The 24418-nt window shown below is 64.2% G+C and carries 18 protein-coding genes and 2 pseudogenes; 7 read left to right on the forward strand and 13 right to left on the reverse strand.

The window, feature by feature from the left end; all coding sequences use genetic code 11:
- Window positions 1-62 precede the first annotated feature (62 nt).
- Entirely contained in the window at window positions 63-1406 is a 1344-nt protein-coding gene (locus GY791_09410) for an aldehyde dehydrogenase family protein (GenBank protein MCP4328637.1), read from the forward strand.
- Between the two features lie 102 nt (window positions 1407-1508).
- Here the strand turns inward: GY791_09410 and hpt are convergent, their stop codons facing one another.
- The 6 genes from hpt to GY791_09440 all read right to left on the reverse strand — a co-directional run bounded on the left by hpt (window position 1509) and on the right by GY791_09440 (window position 7850).
- The gene (hpt, locus tag GY791_09415; protein ID MCP4328638.1) at window positions 1509-2030 is read right to left on the reverse strand and encodes a hypoxanthine phosphoribosyltransferase; all 522 of its coding nucleotides are present in this window, start codon (window positions 2028-2030) and stop codon (window positions 1509-1511) included.
- A gap of 25 nt (window positions 2031-2055) precedes the next feature.
- Window positions 2056-3435: a hypothetical protein gene (locus GY791_09420; GenBank protein ID MCP4328639.1), complete on the reverse strand. Its 1380-nt coding sequence runs from the start codon at window positions 3433-3435 to the stop codon at window positions 2056-2058.
- 1 nt (window position 3436) lies between these two features.
- A complete protein-coding gene (locus GY791_09425; protein ID MCP4328640.1) occupies window positions 3437-5053 on the reverse strand; it encodes a hypothetical protein in 1617 nt (538 codons plus the stop codon).
- 163 nt (window positions 5054-5216) lie between these two features.
- Window positions 5217-6506: a homoserine O-succinyltransferase gene (locus GY791_09430; protein MCP4328641.1), complete on the reverse strand. Its 1290-nt coding sequence runs from the start codon at window positions 6504-6506 to the stop codon at window positions 5217-5219.
- 254 nt (window positions 6507-6760) lie between these two features.
- A complete protein-coding gene (locus tag GY791_09435; GenBank protein MCP4328642.1) occupies window positions 6761-7606 on the reverse strand; it encodes an alpha/beta hydrolase in 846 nt (281 codons plus the stop codon).
- Window positions 7587-7850, reverse strand: coding sequence for a DUF1127 domain-containing protein (locus tag GY791_09440; GenBank protein ID MCP4328643.1), 264 nt, complete (start codon window positions 7848-7850; stop codon window positions 7587-7589). Before GY791_09440 ends, GY791_09435 begins: the two co-directional genes overlap by 20 nt.
- A 149-nt stretch (window positions 7851-7999) precedes the next feature.
- On the opposite strand from GY791_09440, the gene GY791_09445 reads away from it, so the two are divergent.
- Window positions 8000-10138: a hypothetical protein gene (locus GY791_09445; GenBank protein MCP4328644.1), complete on the forward strand. Its 2139-nt coding sequence runs from the start codon at window positions 8000-8002 to the stop codon at window positions 10136-10138.
- A gap of 25 nt (window positions 10139-10163) precedes the next feature.
- On the opposite strand, the gene GY791_09450 is transcribed toward GY791_09445, so the two are convergent.
- Both GY791_09450 and GY791_09455 read right to left on the reverse strand, forming a co-directional pair.
- Window positions 10164-10547, reverse strand: coding sequence for a DUF861 domain-containing protein (locus GY791_09450; protein ID MCP4328645.1), 384 nt, complete (start codon window positions 10545-10547; stop codon window positions 10164-10166).
- Between the two features lie 34 nt (window positions 10548-10581).
- Window positions 10582-12153, reverse strand: a complete 1572-nt coding sequence (locus GY791_09455; GenBank protein ID MCP4328646.1) for a trimethylamine methyltransferase family protein — start codon at window positions 12151-12153, stop codon at window positions 10582-10584.
- Between the two features lie 164 nt (window positions 12154-12317).
- Here GY791_09455 and GY791_09460 point away from each other — a divergent pair, with 164 nt between their 5' ends.
- The 5 genes and pseudogenes from GY791_09460 to speB all read left to right on the forward strand — a co-directional run bounded on the left by GY791_09460 (window position 12318) and on the right by speB (window position 18745).
- On the forward strand, window positions 12318-13214 hold the full coding sequence (locus GY791_09460; protein ID MCP4328647.1) for a LysR family transcriptional regulator: 897 nt from the start codon (window positions 12318-12320) through the stop codon (window positions 13212-13214).
- 273 nt (window positions 13215-13487) lie between these two features.
- A complete protein-coding gene (locus tag GY791_09465) occupies window positions 13488-13916 on the forward strand; it encodes a universal stress protein (protein ID MCP4328648.1) in 429 nt (142 codons plus the stop codon).
- Between the two features lie 101 nt (window positions 13917-14017).
- Window positions 14018-15955: a Na+/H+ antiporter NhaC family protein gene (locus GY791_09470; GenBank protein MCP4328649.1), complete on the forward strand. Its 1938-nt coding sequence runs from the start codon at window positions 14018-14020 to the stop codon at window positions 15953-15955.
- Between the two features lie 89 nt (window positions 15956-16044).
- Window positions 16045-17737 (forward strand): annotated as a pseudogene (locus GY791_09475) (FAD-dependent oxidoreductase).
- Window positions 17738-17791: 54 nt separating this feature from the next.
- Window positions 17792-18745: an agmatinase gene (gene speB, locus GY791_09480; GenBank protein MCP4328650.1), complete on the forward strand. Its 954-nt coding sequence runs from the start codon at window positions 17792-17794 to the stop codon at window positions 18743-18745.
- A 50-nt stretch (window positions 18746-18795) separates the two neighbouring features.
- On the opposite strand, the pseudogene GY791_09485 reads toward speB, so the two are convergent.
- The 5 genes and pseudogenes from GY791_09485 to GY791_09505 all read right to left on the reverse strand — a co-directional run bounded on the left by GY791_09485 (window position 18796) and on the right by GY791_09505 (window position 24259).
- Window positions 18796-20200: pseudogene (locus GY791_09485) on the reverse strand (amidase).
- A gap of 21 nt (window positions 20201-20221) precedes the next feature.
- On the reverse strand, window positions 20222-20788 hold the full coding sequence (locus tag GY791_09490; GenBank protein ID MCP4328651.1) for an AhpC/TSA family protein: 567 nt from the start codon (window positions 20786-20788) through the stop codon (window positions 20222-20224).
- A 160-nt stretch (window positions 20789-20948) separates the two neighbouring features.
- Window positions 20949-21110: a hypothetical protein gene (locus GY791_09495; protein ID MCP4328652.1), complete on the reverse strand. Its 162-nt coding sequence runs from the start codon at window positions 21108-21110 to the stop codon at window positions 20949-20951.
- 128 nt (window positions 21111-21238) lie between these two features.
- Window positions 21239-22366: a hypothetical protein gene (locus tag GY791_09500; protein ID MCP4328653.1), complete on the reverse strand. Its 1128-nt coding sequence runs from the start codon at window positions 22364-22366 to the stop codon at window positions 21239-21241.
- A gap of 117 nt (window positions 22367-22483) precedes the next feature.
- The gene (locus GY791_09505) at window positions 22484-24259 is read right to left on the reverse strand and encodes an SLC13 family permease (protein MCP4328654.1); all 1776 of its coding nucleotides are present in this window, start codon (window positions 24257-24259) and stop codon (window positions 22484-22486) included.
- Window positions 24260-24418 lie beyond the last annotated feature (159 nt).

A 24418-nucleotide genomic window follows, 5' to 3' on the forward strand; every position in this document is an offset into this window, starting at 1 on the left:
CGATCGAGGACCGGAATGTCGCCGAAATCGTCGCCGGATTGGTAGCCCGCGCCCGCGTCGCGATGGCGACGTTCGCGGATTCGGACCAGGTCACGGTCGACGATGCGGTTGCCGCGTTGGCTTGGTCGATCTATGAGCCGGCGCGGGCTCGAGAGCTTGCCGAACTGGCGGTGACCGAAACCGGCCTCGGCAATATCGCCGACAAGATCGCCAAGAACCGACGCAAGACCTTCGGCACGCTCCGCGACCTGTTGAGGGTCCGGAGCGTTGGAGAAATCGAGCGCGACGATGCGCTCGGGATCGTGAAGTACGCCAAGCCGGTCGGCGTTGTCGGCGCGGTGTGTCCGTCGACCAATCCGGCGGCGACACCGGTCAACAAGGCGATGATGGCGGTCAAGGGACGCAACGCGGTCATTGTCGCGACCTCACCGGCGGCGTTGACGGTGACGTCGCGCGCGGTCGAATTGATGCGCGCCGAGCTCGCCCGATGCGGTCACCCGGCCGATTTGGTGCAGATACTCCCGGGGCCGGTATCGAAGGATCTGACCCAGGCCTTGATGGAGGCCTGCGATTTGGTCGTCGTCACCGGTTCCGAGGACAACGTGCGGCGGGCCTACCGCAGCGGCACGCCGGCGATTGGCGTCGGCGCCGGCAACGTGCCGGTCATTATCGACGACAGCGCCGACCTCGGCGATGCGGCGGCGAAGATCGCGGCTTCGAAAACCTTCGACAACGCGACATCGTGCTCGTCGGAGAATTCGATCGTTGTCCTCGATGGCGTCTACGCGGCCGCGGTCGCGGCCCTCGAAGGGCAGGGCGGGTACCGTGTCAATGCGGGAGAGAAGCAACGGATCGAAGATGCCCTATGGAATGAGGGCCGCCTCAACCGATCCCTGATCGCAAAGGATGCCGGCGTTTTCGCTGCGGCGGTCGGCCTCGCCCCCGAAGCGCGGCGGGCGCGGTTCTTCATGGTCGAGGAGTCTGGCGTGGGCCCGGACCACCGGTTCTCGGGGGAAAAACTCTCCCCCGTCCTCACCGTCTATCGCGCCGCCGATTTCGACGACGCCGTCGCCCGAGTCCGTGAGATTCTCGCCTATCAGGGACACGGCCATTCGTGCGGCATTCACACCCGCGACCTCGACCATGCCCGCCGGCTGGCCGAGGAGATCGACGTCGTTCGGGTGCTGGTCAATCAGGCCCACGCGTTCGGAAATGGCGGAAATTTCGACAACGGCCTCAACTTTACCCTCAGCATCGGGTGCGGTACCTGGGCCGGCAACGCCATCAGCGGGAACCTGAACTACCGTCATTTCCTCAATATCACCCACCTGTCGACGGTGATCGCCGAGGATCGGCCGAGCGAGGAAGAGCTGTTTGGCCCCTTCCACGCCCGGCATCCGAGCTAGAAAGGTAGGATCTCACTGGCGCGCGGCTTGTCGCCCTGCCAAGCGCGCCGCGTCGGTGCACGCGGAGCGGGACTTCCGTTTGATCGATGACCCGGCCGGGGCCTACTCGACCACGCCGATAAAGGGCAGGTAGCGGTATTTTTCGGCGTAGTCGATGCCGTAGCCGGCGACGAACAGGTCGTCGATTTCGAAGCCGACGAAATCGGCCGCGACCTCGACCTCCCGCCGACTCGGCTTGTCGAGCAGTGCGCAAGTCCAAACTCTTGTCACGTCGCGCTGTTCCATCAACGCCCGAGCATAGGCGATCGAGCGACCGGTATCGACGATGTCGTCGACCAGCAGCACGTTTCGGCCGGCCAACTCGGTCGGGATGTCACCGAGCAGGTGGACCTCGCCGGCGCTCTCCTTGGCCATGCCGTAGCTGCTCAGGCGCATGAACTCGATGCGCGGCGAGGCGCCGGCGCGATGCAGGGCGCGGGCAAGGTCGGCGAGAAACATGAAGCTGCCCTTGAGCAGTCCGACGACGACGAAATCCCCGGGCAGGGCGGCGGCGACCTCGTGCGCCAAGGCATCGACCCGCTCCGCGATTTTCGCCTCGTCGAAGAGTGTGGTGATTGCTGTCATGGCTTGTCCCCTTGCGCCGCAGATCCTAAGGCTCATCGCCTTCATAGCCCACTTTTCGCCGCCCCGACCAGAGCGCCCGACGATGGCGGAGGAGCCACAGCACGGAAATCATGGCGGCCAGATCGATCAGCCAAATCATGCGGGCGTTGTTTCGAGGCAGGGGTTCGGATATGGCGCCGGAAACGAAGGCGTTGATCAACAGGCCGGTCACCACGACGACGATCAGCGCCGCGACACTTTTCCCATGCCACCGCACCAGGGGCCATAGCAGCATCAAGCAAAGGACCAGCGAGACGAGGGCTGCGGTCCTAAGCAGCGAGTCCAAGAAATAAAGACCAAGCGTGTCGGTTTGTTGTCTTGCCGATGCCATTGTTTCTTGTTCGGTCGAAAAGCGGTTCCCGATCGTTCGGAAATGCCAGTCATGATTTGCCAGCGACCATCTTTGGGTTTTTAGCGAAAGCATCAGTACCTGGTCACGCCAGTTTGCGATTGCAGCCTCGAGGGTCGGCCACGGCCGCGCGATCACCGCGCCGCGGACGATCGCCGACGCCTCATCCGCCAGTACAAGTGGTCCGCCGGCCTTGTACAGTGGGCTGCGTGCGTGCCAAAGAAAATCGTTGGACCACATGGGCAGGTCGTCGAGGTACGCGCAGAGATTGTACCCGGCGTCCGGGCACCGGTCGCGAAGGTAGGCGGTGGCAGGGCCGTCTTCTTGGAGCCTGGCGAGCGCGAAGATGCTGCCATACCCGGCCGCTCGCTCGACGCCGTGATAGGCCACGTTAGTGACAACGATGGCCGCGATCCCCAGCGCGGCGGGCAGGACAGCCCCCAATAGCCCGGCACTTGCGCCCCGCCACCCGAACCGAACTGAGTTCACCACGACAACAATGCACGCTACGCCCAATGCCATCGGTAGATATGCGTTGTGGGTGGCGATGGCGGCGACGGCGAGGCAAAAGACGTAGACCGACTCCGCACGCGACAACCGGTTCGGCGCGATACCGAGCAGAAAGAGGGCGAGAACGGCGAATCCGCCGAAAATATCCGGCAGCACAAATCCGCCGACCCAAGGCAACGGACTGAGCGCCGCCAGCAACACGATCACGGCGAGATAGGTGAAGGGTTGGATCGTATCCAGGGTCACCCTGAGCGTGAGATACACCAAGTGCGCGGCGATCAACGATTGAACGACCACGACCAGCCATAGCGAGACATTCATGTGGACGGGGCCAATCAGATAACCGTAATAGATCGACCGCGACCAAGGTTTGTAACCCTCCGCGGCGATTTCCACATAAGCGGGGCTGTCCGGATAGAGGAACGGGTAGCCGTTGTAGAGCGCCGGCCAACAGAGGATCGCGGCACCGAGAAGGACCGCGATGACGATTCGGGCGCGGTCTTCCATATCAGTCCGCCGTCCGCGATGTGCGCCGGTAGACGGTGATGTGCGGGTTGACCCAGCCGTGGACGACGCGAAGGCCATCCTGCCACAGCCGCGGCGCGGCAATCTCGACTGGATCGAATCCGGGGATCGGCCGCACGCCGCGATGACTGGGGGCTATGACAATCCAATATTGGCAGCCCTCGGCCACGATGGTCCATCGCGGCCAATCGAGCGGCGGTGCATTGAAGGGCGCTGGCTGCGCCTCGCGGATACAGATCGTGGTGTCCTCGGCGATATTTTCACCGACCCATTGGGCAATGCGCAGTCGGGTCCCGCGCACGGGGTCGTTTTCGTCGATATGCGCCAATTCCAAGGGCAGCGCCTGGGCGACCGTCAAAGCGAACGCCGCGAGCAAGATCGGTGCCCGGCCCGGCCACGGCTGCCGCACCACGAGCAGCAAGGTGATCGGCAGCAGGAAGCCGGCAAACCGTGCGCCGCCGACACCGAGCCAGTGATTGCCATAGCCGACCAGGACCAGCGACAGCAGGATCACCGCCGCCGGCCACCATGTTATCGGCCCGCGTCGCAGCACGAGGCCGTAAATGACCAGGCCGACCAAGACGACGGTCGCCGCAATGCCGATGCCGGCAAGATAGAATTCCTCGACCAGCACCCAGATCACATCGGGGTCGAGATCGAACCGCAACGTCGCGACCGCTTCCGATTCCGCGCGAACACGTCGAAAGCTGAGGATCGTGAACGGGCTGGTCAGCGCAAACACCGCCACGGCGACCGCCGGCACCCGGACAAGAGCGCTCCACGATACCAGATCGCGGGTGGCGAGCCCGACCAGGACTGCGAAAAAGAGAATGCTGAGATAGCCGTTGGCGGCACTGGACGACACCGCGAGGCCAAGGAAAACGGCGATCCAAATTTCGTCGCGCAATTCGATGCGGCCGCCGACAAGCGCCCCGGTCAGCCGGTGCAGGCCCAGACAGACCCAAAGCAACGCATACCAGTGCGGTTTGAGCAGCATCGCCTGGCCGATCGTGATCGGTGCGAACAGGTATATGCCGACCACCGACAAGGCGGCCCAGCGGTCGGCGACCAGGATCAGCGTGCGATAGAAAACGATCGCCGATAGCGAGAAAGCGAGTAGGACGAACAGGCGGCCGGCAATATAGACCCGATCGAACCCATCAATGCTGTTGACGACGGAATCGAGAGAGCCGATTTCGATCACGCCGGCCTTCAACAGGCCGAACAGCCAGCCGCCAAGCGGATAGAGGTAGGCACCGCCGTAGAGGTACGATCGCGGGTCGAATTGAAGCTTGGCGGGCTGGATTCGTTGCAGCGCGCGGAGTGTCTTATGCTCGTCAGGATGAATGCTGTAGAGCTTGAAGCGCATCATCCTCTTGGCGACGCTTTCCCCGATGCCGGTGACCCCGGCGACTTGGTCGCGGTCGGTGAATTGCCGTGCCATCTCGGATGAATCGAAACGGTAATCGCGGATCGATGGAACGTCGTTGATCGCCGTGCCGTAATCGATCATCCAGGCATGGAGGACAAAGAAGAAAACGACGAGGAGGACAGCCGCCACCGTACCGTCATGCGAGGCGGAGGCGTTGGGTGCCGTCACGTTGGGGGCCGGTAAATGCGCGCCGGCATGAGAAATGGTAGTTTGAAGATGCGCGCCGGCGGTCTGAAGCTTCGCTTGGTCATCGCCGCTTCATCCCGCCGATGGCCGGTCGAGTCAAGCGGGCCGTCCGCCTCCCATCTTCGCCGCCGCTATCTTCCCGGGTCTACGCGACTCGCCGATGCCGGTGCTCCGATGCGTCGTCTTCGGGCTCGCTATCGGCGCGCGGTCGCGAAACCAGGCAGCCACCCGCGCCCTCCGGCGTTCGATAGGTGACCCGGCGGACTCCAGGGACCGCGGCAACGGCGCGCGCCGCCCGCTCCATCGCTTCTTCGCCGCCAGTCGGCAATTGGAGAGCGATCCGCAAGTCACCCTTCCCGGCCGATTCGGCGTGGACCTGGACCGGCGGCTGACCAATCTCGACGAGGCGCGTGCCGATGCTGTCGGCGCAGCCATCTCGCGTCGATACGACGGCATGGATGACGGCGATGTCGGACGCGTCAGGCGTGAACGCGTCGCTGTTTGCGCGCCACCACATCGGCCCGGATCGTCTCTGCGTGTCACCAGCTCGAATGCCGGCGATGTGGTCGATCCAATTGGCGAAGAAACGGCGCGCCACGTGGCGCCAGCGATGGGCCGGCGTCAGGCTGCGGTCGTCGGCTGGATAGTAGTTTTCGGGCAAGCATGGTTCGCGCCCAGCCGCGAGGTCGCGTTTGTACTCGTCACCCAACGTAGCGGCGTCATATTCGAGATGGTTGAAGCCGTAAACCGCGTGATTTGGCCCATCGTCGACGATGGCCGGCCCCGACTGCCGTGACTCCGCCAGCACCTGGATGCCGCGGCCACGCGGCAGGTCCTGACCTCGCACTTCGGTGCCGCGCGATACCGGGCACGGGAACACGTCCTGAAAAGACGCCATCAGGCGATGGTCGCGCGCCTTCACCCCCTGCTGGAAGACGCCCGACAATTTTTGCGGCATTGCCGATTTGACGACACCGTGGAAGTGATAAAGGGCGGCCTGGCCGGCCCAGCAGATGTACAGCGTCGACGGGATCGTATCGCGGGCCCAATCGAAAATGCGGGTCATATCCGGCCAATAGTCGACATCCTCGAATGCGAGGTGTTCGATCGGTGCGCCGGTCACGATTAAGCCATCGAAGCGGCGCTTCCGAACATCGCTCCAGCGCCGATAAAAGGCATCCAAATGCTCTTTTGGTGTCGTCCGCGGACTATAATTATCGGGCACGATCAGGGTCAGCACCACGTCGCGTCCGTGGCCATTGAGCAGGCGGGCGAACTGCGTTTCCGTCGCAGCCTTCTCCGGCATCAGGTTGAGCAGCGCGATCTGGAGGGGGCGGCGGTCGCGGCCGTTGCTGCTCCAACGGTCGTTGACGGCGATGCCTTCGGCGCGTAGCGCGGCTTCGGCGGGGCTTCCCGGTGGCAACCAGATGGTCATGACACGCTCCTTGTCGAGAAAGAATGAGCTGGTCGGGACGGCGGCGGGCCGTCCCGACCAGAGCGGCTAGGCTACCTGTCGCGGAAGGGCAGCCGCCGTGACGGAAGTTCGGATCGAGGGCGGGTCGCATGCCTCACGGGGCCGGCGAATTTTGATACCCTCTGTGTCCGAGCTCGGTCGTGCGTGCCGAATGTTTGTTCCCCTGTGGTCGATCGTCATAGCCATGTCGCATCCCCTTTCGTTGGCGACCGGAATCAAGCCACGTTCGATTCCAGGCCAACCGGATATCCCCGATTCAGGTGGTCGGAAATCAGCTCATTTATCGTCGTCGCGTGCGTTAGCGGCATCATGTGCCCGGCCTGGGCGATGGTCTCGAGGTGGGCCATCGGCAGGACGGCGCCCAGCATCTCGGCGACACGACGCGTCGGTTGCGGCGAGGCCTCGCCGCGCAGGACGAGGGTCGGCACATGCAAATGGCGAAACGCGTTGAGTGTCGTCATTTCGTTGAACACGGAGTCGAATTGATGCGGGATTTGACGTATCGCTCGCCGCAACGTCGCCCGCTGGACGGCGGATGCCGTGTCCCAGGCGCCGCTGCCACCCCAATAGGTAACAATTCGTGCCGTCGCGCGGTCGAAATTGCCCAGGGAAATGGCGTGTTCGACATCGTCGGCGAGTGCGCGAACCTCGTCGAACAGGGCGCGATCGTTACGGTCGCCGTTGCCCAACAGGTAGAACGCCGTCGGCTCGACGACGGTCAGGCTGCGCACCCAATCCGGATGTTCGAGCGCGACCCGCAAGGCGACCGCGCCGCCATAGGAATGACCGACGAGATGAACCGGACTTGCACAGCGCGCCATGAGGGCGGTGACGACCGCGGCCTCTTCGGCCAGGTCCAGCGGATGCCAGCCCAGCCAACGGTCGCTGTCACCGCAGCCATAGAGATCGGGCGCGAGGACCTGGTGCCAGGGCCCCAATTTGTCAATCAGCGATGTCCACTGCGTGCTGCAACTCGCCGAGGCGTGGAGCAGAATTACCGGAGTGCCGCGCCCCGTTTCGCGGAATGCGACGGTCGACCCGTTAGCGCGAATAGTAGGCATTGCGTTGCTCCTCGACCTTTTCGATTTCCATTACGATGAGCGGAATCTGGGACCGGTGTATCCCGAGATCTCTCAGCTGGGCGTCGCTCATCGCAGACAGGCGTGCGATGGCGACCCGGTTGGCGTGGCGACGCAGCATCTCGGTGACCACGGTCATCGGGATCCGGAATAACCGGGAGAACAATGTCGGACGCACCTCCAAATGGGGCCGCCTCAGCGTCGTCGTGAGCGTAGCGGTCGACATGATCTGGTTTCCTATTTTTGACCCCTGGTGCATCGCACCATCAGTCCTGTTGCCGTTAGAACGTGGTGCCTTTTTAGGATCGGGCTGTGAACCCGGTGTTGTGCGCCGCGTGACGGCGGCGTTAAAAATGCGTTAAAAGACGGTAAGTCATGGCAAAGACTCAGAAATATCACCTGCTCGGCACGGTCGGCACCGAGGGGCGGACGCCGCTGCGGCTCAAGCTTTTGGGCGGGTTTGAGGCGGTCGGACCCGATGGGGCGGAGATTTCGTTGCCGACGCGGAAGGCGCGGTTGCTGCTCGCCTTTCTCGCCAATCCACCGGGTCGCGCCCATTCGCGCGACCGATTGACCGAATTGCTATGGGGCGACCGTGCCGAGGAACAGGCGCGCGGCAGTCTGCGCAATGCGCTCACCGCAATCCGCAAGCAAATCGGCGGCGATGCCATCGTCACCGACGGCGACACCGTCGCCCTGGCTTTCGATTCGGTGTGGGTTGATGTCGCCGATTTCGAGCTCTGCCTCCTCGACCGCACGCCGGAGGCCCTGCAGGCGGCCGCGGAGCTTTATGGCGGCGATTTGCTGGACGGGGCGGGGGCGACCGAAACGCCCTATCTGGAATGGCTGATGGTCGAATCGACTCGGCTCCGCGATCTTGCCTTGGGGGCACTGGCGGAACTTCTCGATTATCAGGCGGCGACCGGTGCATTCGTCGAGGCGATCGGAACCGCGCGGCGGGCGTTAACGGTCGATCCGGTTCGAGAGGATTTGCATCGGGTTCTGATGCGGCTCTATGCGGCGGCCGGTCAGCGCGGCCTGGCAATTCGCCAATACGAGCTCTGCCGCAACGAATTGTCGGCGCGCCTGAGCGTGGCGCCCGAATCGACAACCGATACCCTCTACGAGGCGGTACGGACCGAACCCGCGGCGATGTTTGCCGCTGAGTTCGTGCCGACGCGAAGCCATGCGAACGCCGAGGTCCGGGCGGAGCCAAAATCCGCGGCCGAGCCTGTGCCCGCGGATACCGCCGATGCCGAGGCGCCGGCGTCTTCGACGGGCGACAAAGATGCCACGCCAATGGACGATGCGGTCGCCTCGGAACGGCCTTCGGTGGCGGTGTTGCCGTTCAAGAACTTGAGCGATACCGCCGAGCACGATTTTCTCGCCGACGGATTGGCCGAGGATATCACCGCCGGGCTGTCGCGCTTTCGCTGGTTCTTCGTCATCGCGCGGGGATCGGCCTTCAGCTACAAGGGCCGCACGGTCGGGGCGCAGGACGCGGCGCGGGAATTGGGCGTACGCTATATCGTCGGCGGCAGCATCCGCCGGGCGGGACCGCGGATACGGGTGTCGGCCGATCTGATCGACGCCGCCACCGGCGCGACGGTGTGGGCGGAACGATTCGAGAGCGTCGTCGAGGATATCTTCGATCTGCAGGACGAGATCGCCGAGAGGATCGTCGCCACGCTCGAGCCCGAACTCAGCAACGCGGAACTGCAGCGGGCGCGGCGCAAGCCGCCACAGGATCTCGATACGTGGAGTTGTTTCCAGCGCGGGTTGGCCTCCCGCCACCTGTTTACGATCGAGGGCCTGGACGACGCCTACCGGCTGTTCAAGATGGCGATCGAGCAGGACCCCACCTTCGCGACCGCATTCGCCGAGCTCGCCTATGTCGGCATTCTAAAGATCATTCTCGGCCACGACGACGATCCCAAGGCGGCGCTCGCCGAAGCGGAGGTGGCGGCGCGTCGGGCGATCGTTCTCGATCCGCGCGATTCGGTCGGCCACTTCGCCCAAGGCCGGGTCTACCTGTTTCAGCAAGCCCACCAGCGTGCGCTTGACGAAATGGAACTAGCCCTGGAATGCAATCCCAACTCGGCGCGCGCCCATTTCGGGCTCGGCACGGCACTCGTCTATGGCGGCCGCCCGGCGGACGGCATCGCCGCAATCGAAAAGGCGATCCGCCTCAATCCGCGGGACCCGAACGTTTGGAGTTATCTCGTCATGCTTGGACGCGCCCATTTCAACATGGGGCAATACGAAGAGGCCGTGGTCTGGGCGCGCAAGGCGATGCAGCAGCCTAATTCCCATTATTGGCCTCTGGCCCACGCCGCCGCCGCGCTCGGCCATCTCGGGCGTGACGACGAGGCGGCCGAAGCGGTGGGCGCGCTGCTGCGCATGAAGCCCGATTTTACGGTCGACCTGGTGCGCCGCACGATCGGGCAATACGGCGCCAATTCCTGTGCCGAGCAAATCATCGACGGGCTGCGCCGTGCCGGCCTCGAGCAATAGCGCTTCCCGCCGCGGGGTGCCGCGACTAACCCCGATAGGCCTCGGCCGTTAGGACCACATACAGCTTGCGCACCGGTTCCTTGACGTCCCAGGTGCATTTGCAGCCGCGCGGCATCATGAAGCTGTCGCCCGCCTTGAACGTCTCGACCCCGCCCTCGTCGTCGATCACGTCGATGCGGCCTTGAAGCAGGTAGACGAACTCGTCGTATGGCGCGGCCTCGATGACATGCCGATTGGGTTCGCATTGCCAGACCCCGGCGTCGAGTTGACCGGTCTGGTTGGCATAGAAACTGAGGCCACGCTCCTGGGGGTCTCCGGCCTCGAGCGTTTCCGGCGGGATGTAGTCGGTCGGTTCGAGCCCGGCCACGGCACCGCCGGTGGGAAGTCGAACGCATTTGGAAGTATCCATGCGCGATTCCTTTGCTGAAGATTGGTGGTAACGTCTAGTGCCACTGATCGGGCAGCGCCGATTTCCGCCGCGCCATGAAATCCTGCAGCGCTTCGTCGGTCGCCGGGTCGAGCGCCGGCGCCTGATACGCGGCCAGCATGTCTTTCCAGCGCCCATGGGCGCGCCGTTCGAGATCGTGCCGGCCGTTCTCCACCCATTGTTCGTAGGGTGTGGTGTCGGCAAGCTCGGAGATGCAATTCGCGGTCTCGAAATGGGCCAGCGTGTGGGCAGTGCCCAAGAACGTCTCACCGGGCCCTGCCTCGCGATAGGCGTCGGCGGCCAATTCATTCGAATCGACGGTTAGGCCCGCCATCATGCGATGCATCATCGCGCAGTGATCGAGGTCCATGACGAATTTTTCGTAACCCATCGTCAGGCCGCCTTCGAGCCATCCGGCGGCGTGGAAGACGAAGTTGGAGCCGGCGAGAATGCCCGCCATCATGCTGGCGACCGATTCCTGCATGGCCTGGCCGTCGGCGACCTTCGAGGCGGTCAGGTGGCCGCCGCAGCGCAGCGGCAAGCCGAGCCGTCGGCACAATTGGGCGATGGCGAAGGTCGACAGATTGGCTTCCGGCGTGCCGAATGTCGGGGCCCCCGTCTTCAGGTTCATGGTCGACAGAAAATTCCCGTAGACGACCGGCGCGCCCCTGCGCACCAGTTGACTCAGCGCGATGCCGGCCATTGCCTCGGCATGGGCCTGGGCCAACAGGGCGGGTTGGGTGACCGGCCCCATGGCGCCACCGAGTATGAACGGCGAGACGACGACGCTCTGGTTGGCTCGGGCATAGACTTTGAGGGCGCCGGACATGACGTGGTCGTAGACCAACGGCGAATTGACGTTGATGTTGCCTTGGATCACGCAGTTTTCTTCGAGACAGGCGTCGCCGAAAACGAGGCGCGCCATGGCAATCGAATCCGCGGCCCGTTCGGGCGCCGTCACCGATCCCATGAACGGCTTTGTCGAAAACCGCAGATGCGCATACACCATGTCCAGGTGACGTTTGTTGGCGGGGACGTCGACGGGCTCGCAGACCGTGCCGCCGGAATGGTGCAGCCAAGGCGATGCGTAGGCGAGTTTCACGAAGTTGCGGAAGTCCTCGATCGTGGCATAGCGCCGACCGTGTTCCAGGTCGGTGACGAATGGTGGGCCGTAGGCCGGCATGAAAACCACGTGATCACCGCCGAGCGTGATCGAAGATGCGGAGTCGCGCCCTTCCATGCGAAAGCTTTTGGGCGCCGACGAACAGAGCGTCCGCGCCAGGCCGGCGTCGAAGCGCACACGCTCGCCGGTGACCGTCGCGCCGGCGTCTTTGAACAGGCGCAGTGCCTCTTCATCGCCGCGAAACTCGATGCCGATTTCACGCAAGATCCAGTCGGCGTGGGCCTCGATGCGTTGCAGCGCTTCTTCGCCGAGAAGATCGTAGACCGGCGCCTTGCGGGTGATGACGGCGCAGCGCGGCACGGCATCGCGCGCCGCGTTGCGCGCCACGCGGGCGGATCGGCCGCCGCGGCGACCGCGCCGAACAGCGGCGGAACCGGGTGAGGGATCGGTATTGAGATCGTGCAGCAAGGGTCTCCGCGATCAAATATCTTGCTCGAAAGCCATTCGTTCGGAGGGCCATCGAAAGATGCCGCCAGACCGGCTCCTAAGCCACTTAGGAAACCGTACGGCGGGATTTATGACAAACCAAATTATTTGCACATATTGATCAAATTTCTTAAACAGTACGGATGGGCTTTCGTTCCTATGACGGCTTGCGCCTGTTCGATGTCGTGGCACGCCATCTCAGCTTTACGGCAGCGGCGAACGAGTTGAACCTCACCAAAGGCGCGATCAGCTATCAGATCGGCCGGTTGGAGGGTGAACTCGGTTTCCGGGTCTTTGAACGCCGACCGCGCGGTATCGTGTTGACCGAAAAAGGGCGGAAGCTTTGGCAGGCCAGCCATGCGGCATTCCGCGATCTGGACCGGGAGATCGCGGCGTTGAAAGGGGAAGGCCCGGGACGCATCACCATCGGGATGTCGACCTATTTCGCGTCGCGCTGGCTGTCCCCGCGTCTCATGACCTTTATCGCGGATAATCCGCGAATCGGATTGCGTCTACAGCCCCTGATCGATCTTATCGACCTCCGGACGCAAGGCATCGATATGGCCATTCGCTGGGGCAAGGGCGACTGGACCGATATGGTGATCGAACCGCTGCTTGCCTGCCCCGCGTTTCCAGTTGCCGGAATCACGATCGCCACACGGGTCGGCGAAATCGGGCTCGAAGCCGCATTGGAAGACCTGATTTTGCTCCACGACCGCGACGGCAGCCTGGCTTGGCGCGACTGGCACGCGGCCGCCGGGCTGACCTATCGGTCGCGGCGGAACGATCTCGTCGTGCCGGATCCGAACGTGCGGGTCCAGGCGGTGATCGACGGTCAGGGCATTGCCCTGAACGATCGGCTGGTCGCCGCGGAACTGGCTGCCGGTCAGCTGTTACAGGTTTCGGCCGTCGAGCTGCCTGCCTATGGCTACCACCTCGCCTATCCGAAGGGCGCCCTGGGCGATCGCGACCTTGGGGCCTTTCGGGATTGGATCGTCACTGCCGCGCGGTCGGACCACGACGGCGGGCCGTCAATGTAGATTCCGGCGTCGCTCAATGGGTGTTCGCGGGCGCCACCCGGCGGCGGGCGGCATCGGCCGCAAAAGGCCGTCGCCGGAGCGATTTCTTTGGCGCGTTTTGTGCCATAGTTGTTATAAGGTTGGTCGATAAGGGAAAACTTGGGCCCTGCCTCAACGGTGCCGGTCGCATGATCGGGTGTTGCCGCTACGTGCCCGGTGATCTCTCACGCGACGGTTGTTGCCCCGCCCTGTGCCGCCGCCGTCGCTTGTCCGAATGGATGTGGAGGAAAGGTTATGGAAAAGATCCTGGTTCCAATCGATTTGCACGAGGAGAGTTCCTGGGGCGAAGTGTTGCCGGTCGCGGTGGATGAAGTCCGCCATCGTGGCGCCGAGCTCAACCTCTTGACCGTGGTACCCAAGGTCGAGTTGAACATGCCGGGCGTGCCGGTGCCGGAAAACCTCGAAGACATGTTTCAAAAGAGCACGCTCGAGCGACTCGAGACGCTGGCCAAGAAGATCGTCCCCAAAGAAATCGACGCCAAATGCATCTTGGGTGTCGGCAGCACCAGCGTCGCAATCATAGATGCCGCGACAAATATTGGCGCGACATTGATCGTGATGGCGTCGCACCGGCCCAGCCTGAAGACGTATATCCTGGGGGCGTCGGCGGCGCAGGTCGCCCGTCACGCGCCCTGTTCGGTCTACATCGTAAGATGTCATTGAATTAGCTGGACGACGACAAAGCCGGCGAAACCAATCACGGTCCAACGAAGATGCCCGCACTAAGGCATCGTAAGGTGACAGATGACTTGGGAGACAACAAGATGATCGCAGGAGATTTGATTCGACGCGTGGCCGTATCGTTGGCGTTCTGCGTCTGTGTCGCGGTGGCGGCTTCGGCGGCGCTGGCACAGGAAACATCGATCGAGCTGGAAGTCCCCGACGTCATCCTCCAGGGCGTGCCGTTCGAGGTCAAAGTCAAGGACCCGGAGGGCCGTATCGTTCCCGGGATGGGCCATGTGATCAGCGTCGAGGGTCGGGACTATCCGATCGATGTCGTCGAGGGCGAAGCTGTCGTCAGCGGTGTCGTCACGGAAGGCGGATCCCCGGTCATCATGATATCGCATCCGTCCGGCACGAATTTGGTGGAAAGCACGGTCAGCACGATACCGGGGTGGATGTCGATCTTGCCGGCGCTGATCGCAATTGTCATCGCGCTGGCACTGCGCCAAGTGATCCCTGCATTGTTTTTAGGGATCTGGCTGGGTGGGGCCCTGGTCTATGGCCTGTCGCTGTCTTCGATCTGGTATGGCCTCGTCGACACCGTGCCCGAGCATGTGCTCAACGCCCTCAACGATTGGGGGCATCTCGCGGTCATTCTGTTCTCGCTGATGATTGGCGGTATGGTCGGGATCATATCACGGAACGGCGGGACCGCCGGAATCGTCAATGGCATGGTCAATTGGGCGCGGTCCCCCAAGCGCGGCCAACTTACGACCAGTGTGCTGGGTGTCGCCATTTTCTTCGACGACTACGCCAACACCCTGATCGTCGGCAACACGATGCGGCCGATTGCCGACCGACTGCGCATTTCGCGCGAGAAGCTCGCTTATATTGTCGACTCGACAGCGGCGCCGGTGGCGACGATCGCGCTGGTCACGACCTGGATCGGTTTCGAGGTTGGCCTGATCGGCGAAAGCGTGTCCAAGATCGAAGGCTTCGAGGAATCGGCCTATTCGATCTTCCTCAATTCGATCGCCTATAGCTTCTATCCCATATTGGCCATTTTGTTCGTCTTCCTGATCGCCGCATCGGGCCGTGATTTCGGGCCCATGCTGAAGGCGGAACGACGCGCCCGCAGCGAAGGCCTGGTCAGCCGTATCGGCGCCCATGTCGGTGAATCGCCGCAGGAGGCGGCGGAACGCGAGCCCAAGCCCGACAAGCCGCAACGCGCGCTCAACGCCGTCGTTCCGGTTCTGGTTCTGGTGGTCGGCACGATGATCGGGATCTACGTCACCGGCACCAGCGCGGAAGGCGAAGACGCGTCGCTGCGCGATATCATCGGCAGCGGCGATTCTTATCTGGCCATGATGTGGGCGTCCCTGATCGCCGTCGTTGTGGCCATCGCGTTATCGTTGGGGCAGGGGATCCTGTCCCTGTCCGAAACCATCGATGCCTGGTATGCCGGCGTCCGTTCGATGTTGCTGGCGATCATCATTCTCGTCTTGGCGTGGTCGCTGGCCAATGTGAACGATGCCTTGCACACCGGCGATTTCCTGGTCACCGCGCTTGGCGACACAGTGCCGGCGCAAATGGTGCCGACGCTGGTCTTCGCGCTCGCGGCGGCGACGGCGTTCGCCACTGGATCGAGCTGGGGCGTTATGGGGATCATGATGCCGCTGGCGATTCCCCTGACTTGGGCGATCATGGCCGCCAACGGTCTGACCGATGATGGCGCTCATGTCTACCTGATCTACTCGACCGTGGCGGCGGTCATGGGCGGCGCCGTCTGGGGCGATCATTGTTCGCCGATATCGGACACGACCATTCTGTCATCGCTGGCCTCGGGATGTGACCACATCGATCACGTGCGAACTCAGATCCCCTATGCCCTCGGCGTCGGCGTGGTCGCGGTCGGTCTCGGCACCATCCCGACAGGCTACGGGTACTCGTGGTGGCTGGCGCTGCTTGCCGGCGCGGCGGTATTGGTCGTCGGCTTGTGGGCTATTGGGCGGCGCTCGGACGACGGGTCGAGGGCCTAGCGGATTGGCAGTTTCGGCAGCGGACGGGCGATACCGACCGGGGCCCGTGGCAGCGTCTTGGCTTGACTAATTGGCGATAAGATAGGGCGATGGCCTCGACACCGGCCGGATTTCATCCGGAAAGTACGCCGAGCGACAAGCCGATCACGATGTTCGGCCCTGATTTCCCGTTTGCCTACGACGATTTCATCACGCACCCGGCGGGCACCGGCAGTGTCCCGGTCGAGCGCCACGGTACCGAGGTGGCGATCGTCGGTGGCGGGTGTGCCGGTATGGTGGCGGCGTTCGAGCTGATGAAGTTGGGCCTCAAGCCGATCGTCTACGAGGCCGACCAGATCGGCGGTCGGCTCAAATCGCGCAGCTTCTCAGGCTATGACGACGTCATCGCCGAGATGGGGGCGATGCGCTTTCCGCCGTCCTCGACCGTGCTCTATCACTACTTCGATCTGTGTGGACTGGAAACGGTGCCGTTCCCAAATCCTCTGGCGGCGGCGACGCCGAGCACGGTGATCGATCTAAAGGGACGCGCCGAATACGCGCAAACGATGGCCGATCTGCCGCAAATCTATCAGGGCGTGCTCGGGGCGTGGCAGGACGTGCTCGAAAACACGGCCCAGTTCTCCGCCATGCAGCGGGCCATACGCGACCGCGATGCCGCCGCGATCAAGGAGATCTGGGATCCGCTGGTACGGACGCTGGACGAGCAAACCTTCTACGGTTTCTTGGCGCGATCTGAAGAGTTCGCCGACTTCCATTATCGCGAGATCTTCGGTCAGGTCGGGTTCGGCACCGGCGGCTGGGATACCGATTACCCCAACTCGATGCTGGAGATCTTGCGCGTCGTCTATACCGGCGCCGACGACGATCATCGTACCGTGGTCGGCGGCGTCCAGCGGCTACCGGAGCGGCTGTGGGAGCTCGGTCCCGACAGCGGCATGGTCCCATTGGCCGGCCGGCACGACCCTGCGCAGCCTCAACGACGGGCGCACGCGTCCCGGCGTGACCGACCTCTACCGCACCCACGCCAACAACGTCACCGTGGTCGACGAGGATGGCGCCACGCGTACCTACCCGGTGGCGATCGTGACCGCCCAGGCGTGGATGCTGTTGAACATGATCAAGTGCGACGTGCGCCTATTCCCGACCGATCACTGGACCGCCATCGAACGCACCCATTACATGCAGGCGTCCAAGACCTTCGTCATCGTCGACCGGCCGTTCTGGAAGGACAAGGACGCCGAGACCGGGCGCGACGTGATGAGTATGACGCTGAGCGACCGGATGACCCGCGGCACCTATCTGCTCGACAACGGCATCGACCGTCCGGGCCTGATCTGCCTGTCCTATACGTGGAACGACGATTCCCTGAAATGGCTGCCGCTGTCGGCCCAAGAGCGGGTCGACATCATGCTGCAGTCGCTCGAGGAGATCTATCCACGCGTCGATATCCGCCGCCATATCGTCGCCGATCCAATCACCATTTCTTGGGAAAGCGAGCCCTATTTCATGGGTGCGTTCAAGGCCAACCTGCCGGGGCACTACCGCTACCAGCGGCGGGTTTTCACGCATTTCATGCAAGACCGGATCGCCCCCGAACATCGTGGCATCTTCCTCGCCGGCGACGATGTGTCGTGGACCGCCGGATGGGCAGAGGGCGCGGTGACGACGGCGCTCAATGCGGTATGGGGCGTCATGACTCATCTTGGCGGCCGAACCGCTGCCGAGAATGCCGGGCCCGGCGACGCCTTCGACGACATTGCACCGCTCGATCTGGACGCGTGAGGATATTGATGCGTCCATTCGCCGGCGACCGGCGCTAGCGCAAGAGGGACCGTGATGACCAAGACCTTTCACCAGCCGCTCGGCGGTAACCAAATGCCGCGCTTTGCCGGGCCGGCGACGATGATGCGTTTGCCGTCATTCGCCACCGCCGAGGGGCTCGACGTCTGCTTCGTCGGCGTCCCGTTCGATATCGGAACCTCGAACCGCGCCGGCGCCCGCTTCGGGCCGCGTGAAATCCGGGCCGAATCGGCAATGGTCCGGCCCTACAACATGGCGACCCGCGCGGCGCCGTTCGACTCGCTGTCGGTCGCCGATATCGGCGATGTCGCGATCAACACCTTCAACCTGGCCAAGTCGGTCGAGATCATCGAGCGGGCCTTCGACGACATTCTGGCCCGCGGCGCAAAGACCCTGGCGATCGGCGGCGATCACACCATCGTGCTGCCCATCCTGCGCGCCGTCCACCGTGTCCACGGGCCGGTCGGCATGGTTCATGTCGACGCCCATGCCGACGTCAACGACATGATGTTCGGCGAACGAATCACTCACGGCACGCCGTTCCGCCGCGCCATCGAGGAAGGCTTGATCGAGCCCAAGCGCATGGTCCAGATCGGGGTCCGCGCCACCGGCTACGCGGCCGACGATTTCGATTGGCCTCGGCACCAGGGCGCCCGCGTCGTCCAGGCCGAGGAGTGCTGGCATAAATCTCTGACGCCGCTGATGAATGAGGTCAGGAACCAGCTCGGCGACGGGCCGGTCTATATCAGCTTCGACATCGACGGCATCGATCCGGCCTATGCCCCCGGCACCGGTACGCCGGAGATCGGCGGCCTGACTAGTATGCAGGCGATCGAAGTGATCCGCGGCTGCCGTGGCCTCGACATCATCGGCGGCGATCTGGTCGAGGTGGCACCGCCCTACGACACCACCGGCAACACCTCCCTGCTCGGCGCCAACCTGTTGTTCGAGATGCTGTGCAGTCTACCGGGTGTCGAAATCCGCGCCTGACCTGGCCGCCGACCGAACGGGACCGGAAGGTCGAACCTAACCTTTGCCCGTTATTCTTCGTGCTCGCCCAGGCCGACGGGACGCGGATCGATCGGGATCCGGGCGCGCATGTCGAGGACGTTCTCCAACAACGCGGCAGCCGCGAGCAGCGGCCCTTCCTGGTGCGGCGCGGCGGCGATCTGGAGGCCGACCGGCAAACCGTCCGCGGTGATGCCGCAGGGCAGGGACAGCGCGGGGCAGGCGGCGACGGTTAGCGCATAGGCGACAGCCAGCCAATCGACATAGGTCTCGAAGACGTGCCCGTCGCAGCTCTCGACATAGCGCTGCTCGGCGGGGAACGGGCTGACGATGGTGGCCGGCGACAGCAGCAGGTCGTAGTCCTCGAAGAAATCGGCGACCCGGTGAAACAGCGCCCAGCGCCCGGATTCCGCCTTGACGACTTGGTCCGCCGTCAACGCGAGCCCCTTCTCGATGTTCCATACCACCTCGGGCTTGAGCAGGTCGCGGTGCGACGCCAACAGGTGCGCCTTGGTCGCGGCGTAGTTGAGCGCCCGCAGCGTATGGAAGATCTCGTTGAGGTCGGAAAAATCGGGGTACGCCTCGACCACCGGGACCCCCATTTCTTCGAACCGATGGGCGGCGCGGCGGCACAAGGCGGCGACCTCGGGCTCGACCGGCGTGATGCCGAGATCATCGCTGTAGGCGACCTTGCGCGGCCGCCGCAGGGTGCCGACGACATGCCGAAAACCGGCCGCCTCGCGCGGCAGTGAGATCGGGTCACGGCGGTGACTGCCGGTCATCGCGTCGAGCAGCAACGCGACGTCGGCCACGGTGCGGCCCATCGGTCCATTGACCGACAGGCTATCGAAAAGCTGCATGCCGGGTGATCGCGCGACCCGCCCCGGCGTCGGACGCAGCCCGACAACACCGCAGAAGCTGGCCGGATTGCGCAGCGAGCCGCCCATATCCGAGCCATGCGCCACCCGAGGACCCCGCCGCCGACTTCGTCACGTCCCACGGGTTGCGGGTGGTCTCGAAAACCTCGTTGAAGGTGCTGGCGCCGGCGCCGAATTCCGGCGTGTTCGATTTGGCGTAGACCAACGCGCCCTCCTCTTCGAGCCGTTCGACGAGAATGTCGGAACGCTCCGGCACATGGTCGCGAAAGATCGGCGAGCCGTAGGTCGTGCGGACCCCGGCGACCTCGGTCAGGTCCTTGATCGGCACCGGCAGGCCGGCGAGGATCCCTCGCGCCGCGGCGGGACGGGCGAGAAGCGCGTCGGCCGCTTCGCGGGCACGATCGAAACACAAGGTCGGCAGCGCATGGACGACGCCGTCGATTGCGGCGACGCGGCGTTCTAGGACGGCGAGTAGGTCGTGCGGCGTGACCGTGCCCGAGCGCAGCAAGTCGACGACGTCGCTGGCCGTGCGGTCGATCAGCTCGCGGTCGTCATCCATCGAGCGGACAAGACAAGGGGGTCAGGCCGCCTGCGGCGCATTGTGGTCGACCACCTCGCCGCGCGCCGGGTAATCCTTGTCGATGACGAAATCGAGCGCGCCAAGGATATCGGCGAAGCGCGGCCGCGCGAAGGGCATGGTCTGAACGGTGCCGAAATACAGCGTACCGTCGGGCCGAACCAGATAGATCGCGGGCTCGCTGAACAGCGCCGGCTCCTCGATACCGACCGACGTCTTGCCGCGGCCCGAGGAGATGTAGAGACCCCATTCCCGGGCCTTGTCGAGATCGAGGTCGTAGCCGATTGTCAGATTGTCCATGCCCCACTTCTCCTTGGCTTCGGCGGCCCGCTCCTCGCCGTCGCTGCTGATGACGACGATATCCACGCCGCGTTCGGCGAAGTCATCGGCCTTGCGGTTGAGGTCGCCGAGATAGGTGGCGCAAATCGGGCAGTGCAGGCCACGATAGAAGACGACCAGCGTGAAGTTGTCGGGCTTTCGGTCGGCGAGCTTCCAGCTGCCGCCGCCGATGGTGGCGACCTCGAGTGATGGCACCGGCTGGCGCGGGAACAGGGTATTGATGGTCGACATGGGCGGCTCCTCTTTTTGGCGGACCAGCCGTCGCGATACCGGGCGGCGGCGCGGGCATTGGCGTTGCGGAGATCGGACGGTACCGATTTGCGGTCACATATAATCCGTGCGTCCGATCAAGGCCAGTGCATGGCATGCAATGGGACTCAAGTCTCCGTGATCACGACGGCGGCGCGGCGATGAAATTTTCATAGACGCCATAGGGCCACAGAATCGCGGTGTAGACCGCGACGCCCAGGGGAATGTTGGGGACGAAGATGAGGAACAAGATGAAGAAAACAACGATGCCGGCGGTGTAGAGACTCCAAATCAGTCGGAACATTGCAATTCCTCCGGTTTCGGCCGGTGTCGGTTGAGGCCCGATCCAAGGCGGCACGTGCCAACTATCAAGGAAATCCCGACGCCGAGCAAATATCTTGGACCCGTCTCGGATGCACTCGGGATCGTACCCTAGTACCAGCCGACGGCGCGGTGCCAGACCTCGAGCCCGTCGCCGGTCAGCACGTGGTAGCGGTCATAAGCCGCGGTGGTCATGCAGACATGGTTGGGCAGGATGCGCAGCCGCGACCCGATCGGATAGCGATCGAAGTCCACGGGCCGGCCGTCCTTGCGACAGACGATGCCATGTTCCTGCGATACGCGGGCGACATAGAGGTCGTCGATGGGGGCGCCCTGTTCGGCCGCCACCCAGCCATAGCCGGCATGGTCGAGCAGGCCGCCGGCGCTGATATCCTTCGACAGCGCGAGGCCGCCGGCATCAGTCAATAGGTGCCCGCGCTGCTGGTTGTGGCCGATCACCGAGGCCAGCACGGTGACCGCGATATCGTCATAATCGCACGAGCCGAGCGCCATCTGGTCGAGGTCGCCGAAGACGTAGACCCCGGGACGCATTTCGGTCAGACCGGCGCCGTTCTCGGCGTGGGTCGCGGTCGGTGTCGAACCGGCGGAAACATTGGGGCAGGGGTGGCCGGCGGCGCGCAGGCGCTCGGCGGCGGCGGTGACGCCGCGACGCTCCTCCTCCGCGGCGTCGCGCCCGGCATCGCGGCCCGGGCTCTGGTAGGACTGTCCGCCGTGGGTCAGGACGCCGTCCCAGGCTAGCGCGTCACTGGCGACGACCGCGTCGGCGATCGCTAGCACCACATCGGACTGGGGCAGCACGCCACCGCGCCCATCGCCGGTATCGATCTCGGCATAGAGCGGCTGGACATAATCAAGGTCGGCAGCCGCGGCGGCGATCGCCTCGGCGGCCGCGACGGTGTCGACGATGCCGGCGATCTTGGCCCCGGTTCGGGTCGCGATCGCCTCGAGTGCCGCCACCTTCGCCGGCACCAAGCCGACCGCATAGATCAAGTCGTGATAGCCGCGTTCGGCGAAGAAGCGCGCTTCGGCCATCGTCGAGACGGTCAGGCAGCGCCGCGTATCGCAGGCCATGGCCGCGACCTCGGCGCACTTCGCGGTCTTGATATGGGGCCGCAGGCCGACATCGAGCGCCGTCATCCGCGCCTTCATCCGCTCGCAATTGCGGATCAGCCGGTCGCGGTCGAGCACCAAGGACGGCGTTTGGAGGTCATGCAGCATTGCGCTTACCTCTAGTGAAAATCGATTTCCCGGTCACGAAAAAACCCTCGCCGTGCTCGCGGTGTCGGAACAGTGGCGCGTGGTTGTGGGGAACGTCGCTCGGATTGCGGTCGTATCCTAGAGCGGCCAGACGATGAGGATCATCGGCACGGCGACGACCGTGATGACGATCTCGAGCGGCAGGCCCATACGCCAGTAATCGCCGAACGCATAGCCGCCGGGACCCATCACCAGGGTGTTGTTCTGGTGTCCGATCGGGGTCAGGAAGGCGCACGACGCGCCGACAGCGACCGCCATCAGGAACGGGTCGCCGTTGACCCCGAGGCGCTCGGCGATGGCGAGACCGATCGGCGCCATGATGACCGCGGTGGCGGCGTTGTTGAGGATATCCGACAACGTCATGGTCACGACCAGGACCAGGGTCAGCACCAGCGCGACCGGCGCGCCCTGCGACGCGGCGACGATGCCCTGGGCGACCAGGTCGGTGGTCCCGGTGGTCTGCAGGGCGCCGCCGATTGGGATCATCGCGCCGAGCAGCACGATGACCGGCCAGTCGACGCCCTCGTACAAGTCGCGTACCGGCAGGATGCCGGAAACGACAACGGCGACGACGGCGGTGGCGAAGGCGATCGGCAGCCCGACCAACCCAGCAGCGGCGAAGCCGACCGCGGCGGCGAAGATACCGATCGCCAGCCACGCCTGATGTCCTTTGCCGAACTGCAGGCCGCGCTCGGCCAACGGCAGGCAACCAAGTGTCGCCACCGTCTCGGGCAAGCGATCGGCATCGCCCTGCAGCAACAGGACGTCGCCGGGCTGGAATTGAAGTTTGGCGAGGCGGCCGCGATAAGGCTTGCCCTGGCGGGCGACGGCGAGCAGGTTGATGCCGTATCGATGGACCAGCCGGAGCGATTCGACGGTTCGCCCGTCGACGCGCGACCGGGCCGGCACGACGGCTTCGACGAGGGACAATTGATCGCCGCCGAAGCCGCTTTTTTCTCCCTTGGTGCCCATGATCTTGAGGCCGAGCTCGGCGATGAACGTGTCGAGTCCGTCGGGGTTGCCTTCGACCAGCAATCTGTCGTTGGTGCGCAGTTTTTCGCGGCGCGAAACGCGCACCTGGCGGCCGCCGCGAACGACACCGATGACCGAGACGTCGTGCTCGGCGGCGGCCTGCTCGAGGTCGGCGACCTGTTGCCCATTGGCCGCCGAGTCCTTCAACACCCGGGCCTCGGTCAGGTAACCTTCGATGTCGAACAGATCTTCCGTCGGCGCGCGTTCGCGTACCGCCTTGGGCAGCAGCCGCCAGCCGAGAAGGGCAACGAACAGGACGCCGACCACCGCCACCGTGGCGCCGACCGGCGTGAACGAGAACATCGAAAATGGCGTGCCCAGGGCCTGCTCGCGGAAGGTCGCGATGATGATGTTGGGCGGGGTCCCGATCAGGGTCACCAACCCGCCGAGAATGGATGCGAAGGCCAACGGCATCAGCACCAGTGCCGGCGATTGTTTGGCTTTGAGCGAGGACTGGATGGCGACCGGCATCAATAATGCGAGCGCGCCGACATTGTTGATGACCGCCGACAGCGCCGCCGCCAACGTGCCGAGCCCGGCGATCCGCAAATCCGGGCGCGGGGTTTCGGGAATCAGTCGGCGCGCGATGAGGTCGATGGCACCCGATGCGGTGAGCGCACGGCTGAGGATGAGCACCGCGCCCACCGTTATCGTGGCCGGATGGCCAAATCCCAGAAAGGCATCGCCGGACGGGATCAGTCCCGACAGCACGGCGAGGCACAGCGCGCCTCCGGCGACAACGTCATAGCGCACCCGGCCCCAGACGAAGAAGCCAAAGGTCAATGCCAGGATGATGACAATGGTGAGCTGCGCGGTCGTCACAGGTTTTCCGTCTTCTTTGCGTCGCGGCAAGAGCGGTCCAAATTGGCACGCGTTCCCGATCTTATCCAGGGCCAACCCGTACCGTCGATTGCCGGCGCCGCCGATCGATCAAGTGGCGCATTGTCGCCGGCGGTCCTGGTGTCGTAGGCTAGGCGGAGT

This window comes from Alphaproteobacteria bacterium, assembly GCA_024244705.1.
Classification (GTDB): Bacteria; Pseudomonadota; Alphaproteobacteria; order JAAEOK01; family JAAEOK01; genus JAAEOK01.

Excerpts from the sequence above, each read along its gene's own strand:
- GY791_09410 (MCP4328637.1), top strand. The coding sequence starts at position 63 with ATGGCGACGTTCGCGGATTCGGACCAGGTCACGGTCGACGATGCGGTT.
- hpt (MCP4328638.1), bottom strand. The coding sequence starts at position 2,030 with ATGACAGCAATCACCACACTCTTCGACGAGGCGAAAATCGCGGAGCGG.
- GY791_09420 (MCP4328639.1), bottom strand. The coding sequence starts at position 3,435 with ATGGAAGACCGCGCCCGAATCGTCATCGCGGTCCTTCTCGGTGCCGCG.
- GY791_09430 (MCP4328641.1), bottom strand. The coding sequence starts at position 6,506 with ATGACCATCTGGTTGCCACCGGGAAGCCCCGCCGAAGCCGCGCTACGC.
- GY791_09435 (MCP4328642.1), bottom strand. The coding sequence starts at position 7,606 with ATGCCTACTATTCGCGCTAACGGGTCGACCGTCGCATTCCGCGAAACG.
- GY791_09440 (MCP4328643.1), bottom strand. The coding sequence starts at position 7,850 with ATGTCGACCGCTACGCTCACGACGACGCTGAGGCGGCCCCATTTGGAG.
- GY791_09445 (MCP4328644.1), top strand. The coding sequence starts at position 8,000 with ATGGCAAAGACTCAGAAATATCACCTGCTCGGCACGGTCGGCACCGAG.
- GY791_09450 (MCP4328645.1), bottom strand. The coding sequence starts at position 10,547 with ATGGATACTTCCAAATGCGTTCGACTTCCCACCGGCGGTGCCGTGGCC.
- GY791_09460 (MCP4328647.1), top strand. The coding sequence starts at position 12,318 with ATGGGCTTTCGTTCCTATGACGGCTTGCGCCTGTTCGATGTCGTGGCA.
- GY791_09465 (MCP4328648.1), top strand. The coding sequence starts at position 13,488 with ATGGAAAAGATCCTGGTTCCAATCGATTTGCACGAGGAGAGTTCCTGG.
- GY791_09470 (MCP4328649.1), top strand. The coding sequence starts at position 14,018 with ATGATCGCAGGAGATTTGATTCGACGCGTGGCCGTATCGTTGGCGTTC.
- speB (MCP4328650.1), top strand. The coding sequence starts at position 17,792 with ATGACCAAGACCTTTCACCAGCCGCTCGGCGGTAACCAAATGCCGCGC.
- GY791_09490 (MCP4328651.1), bottom strand. The coding sequence starts at position 20,788 with ATGTCGACCATCAATACCCTGTTCCCGCGCCAGCCGGTGCCATCACTC.
- GY791_09495 (MCP4328652.1), bottom strand. The coding sequence starts at position 21,110 with ATGTTCCGACTGATTTGGAGTCTCTACACCGCCGGCATCGTTGTTTTC.
- GY791_09500 (MCP4328653.1), bottom strand. The coding sequence starts at position 22,366 with ATGCTGCATGACCTCCAAACGCCGTCCTTGGTGCTCGACCGCGACCGG.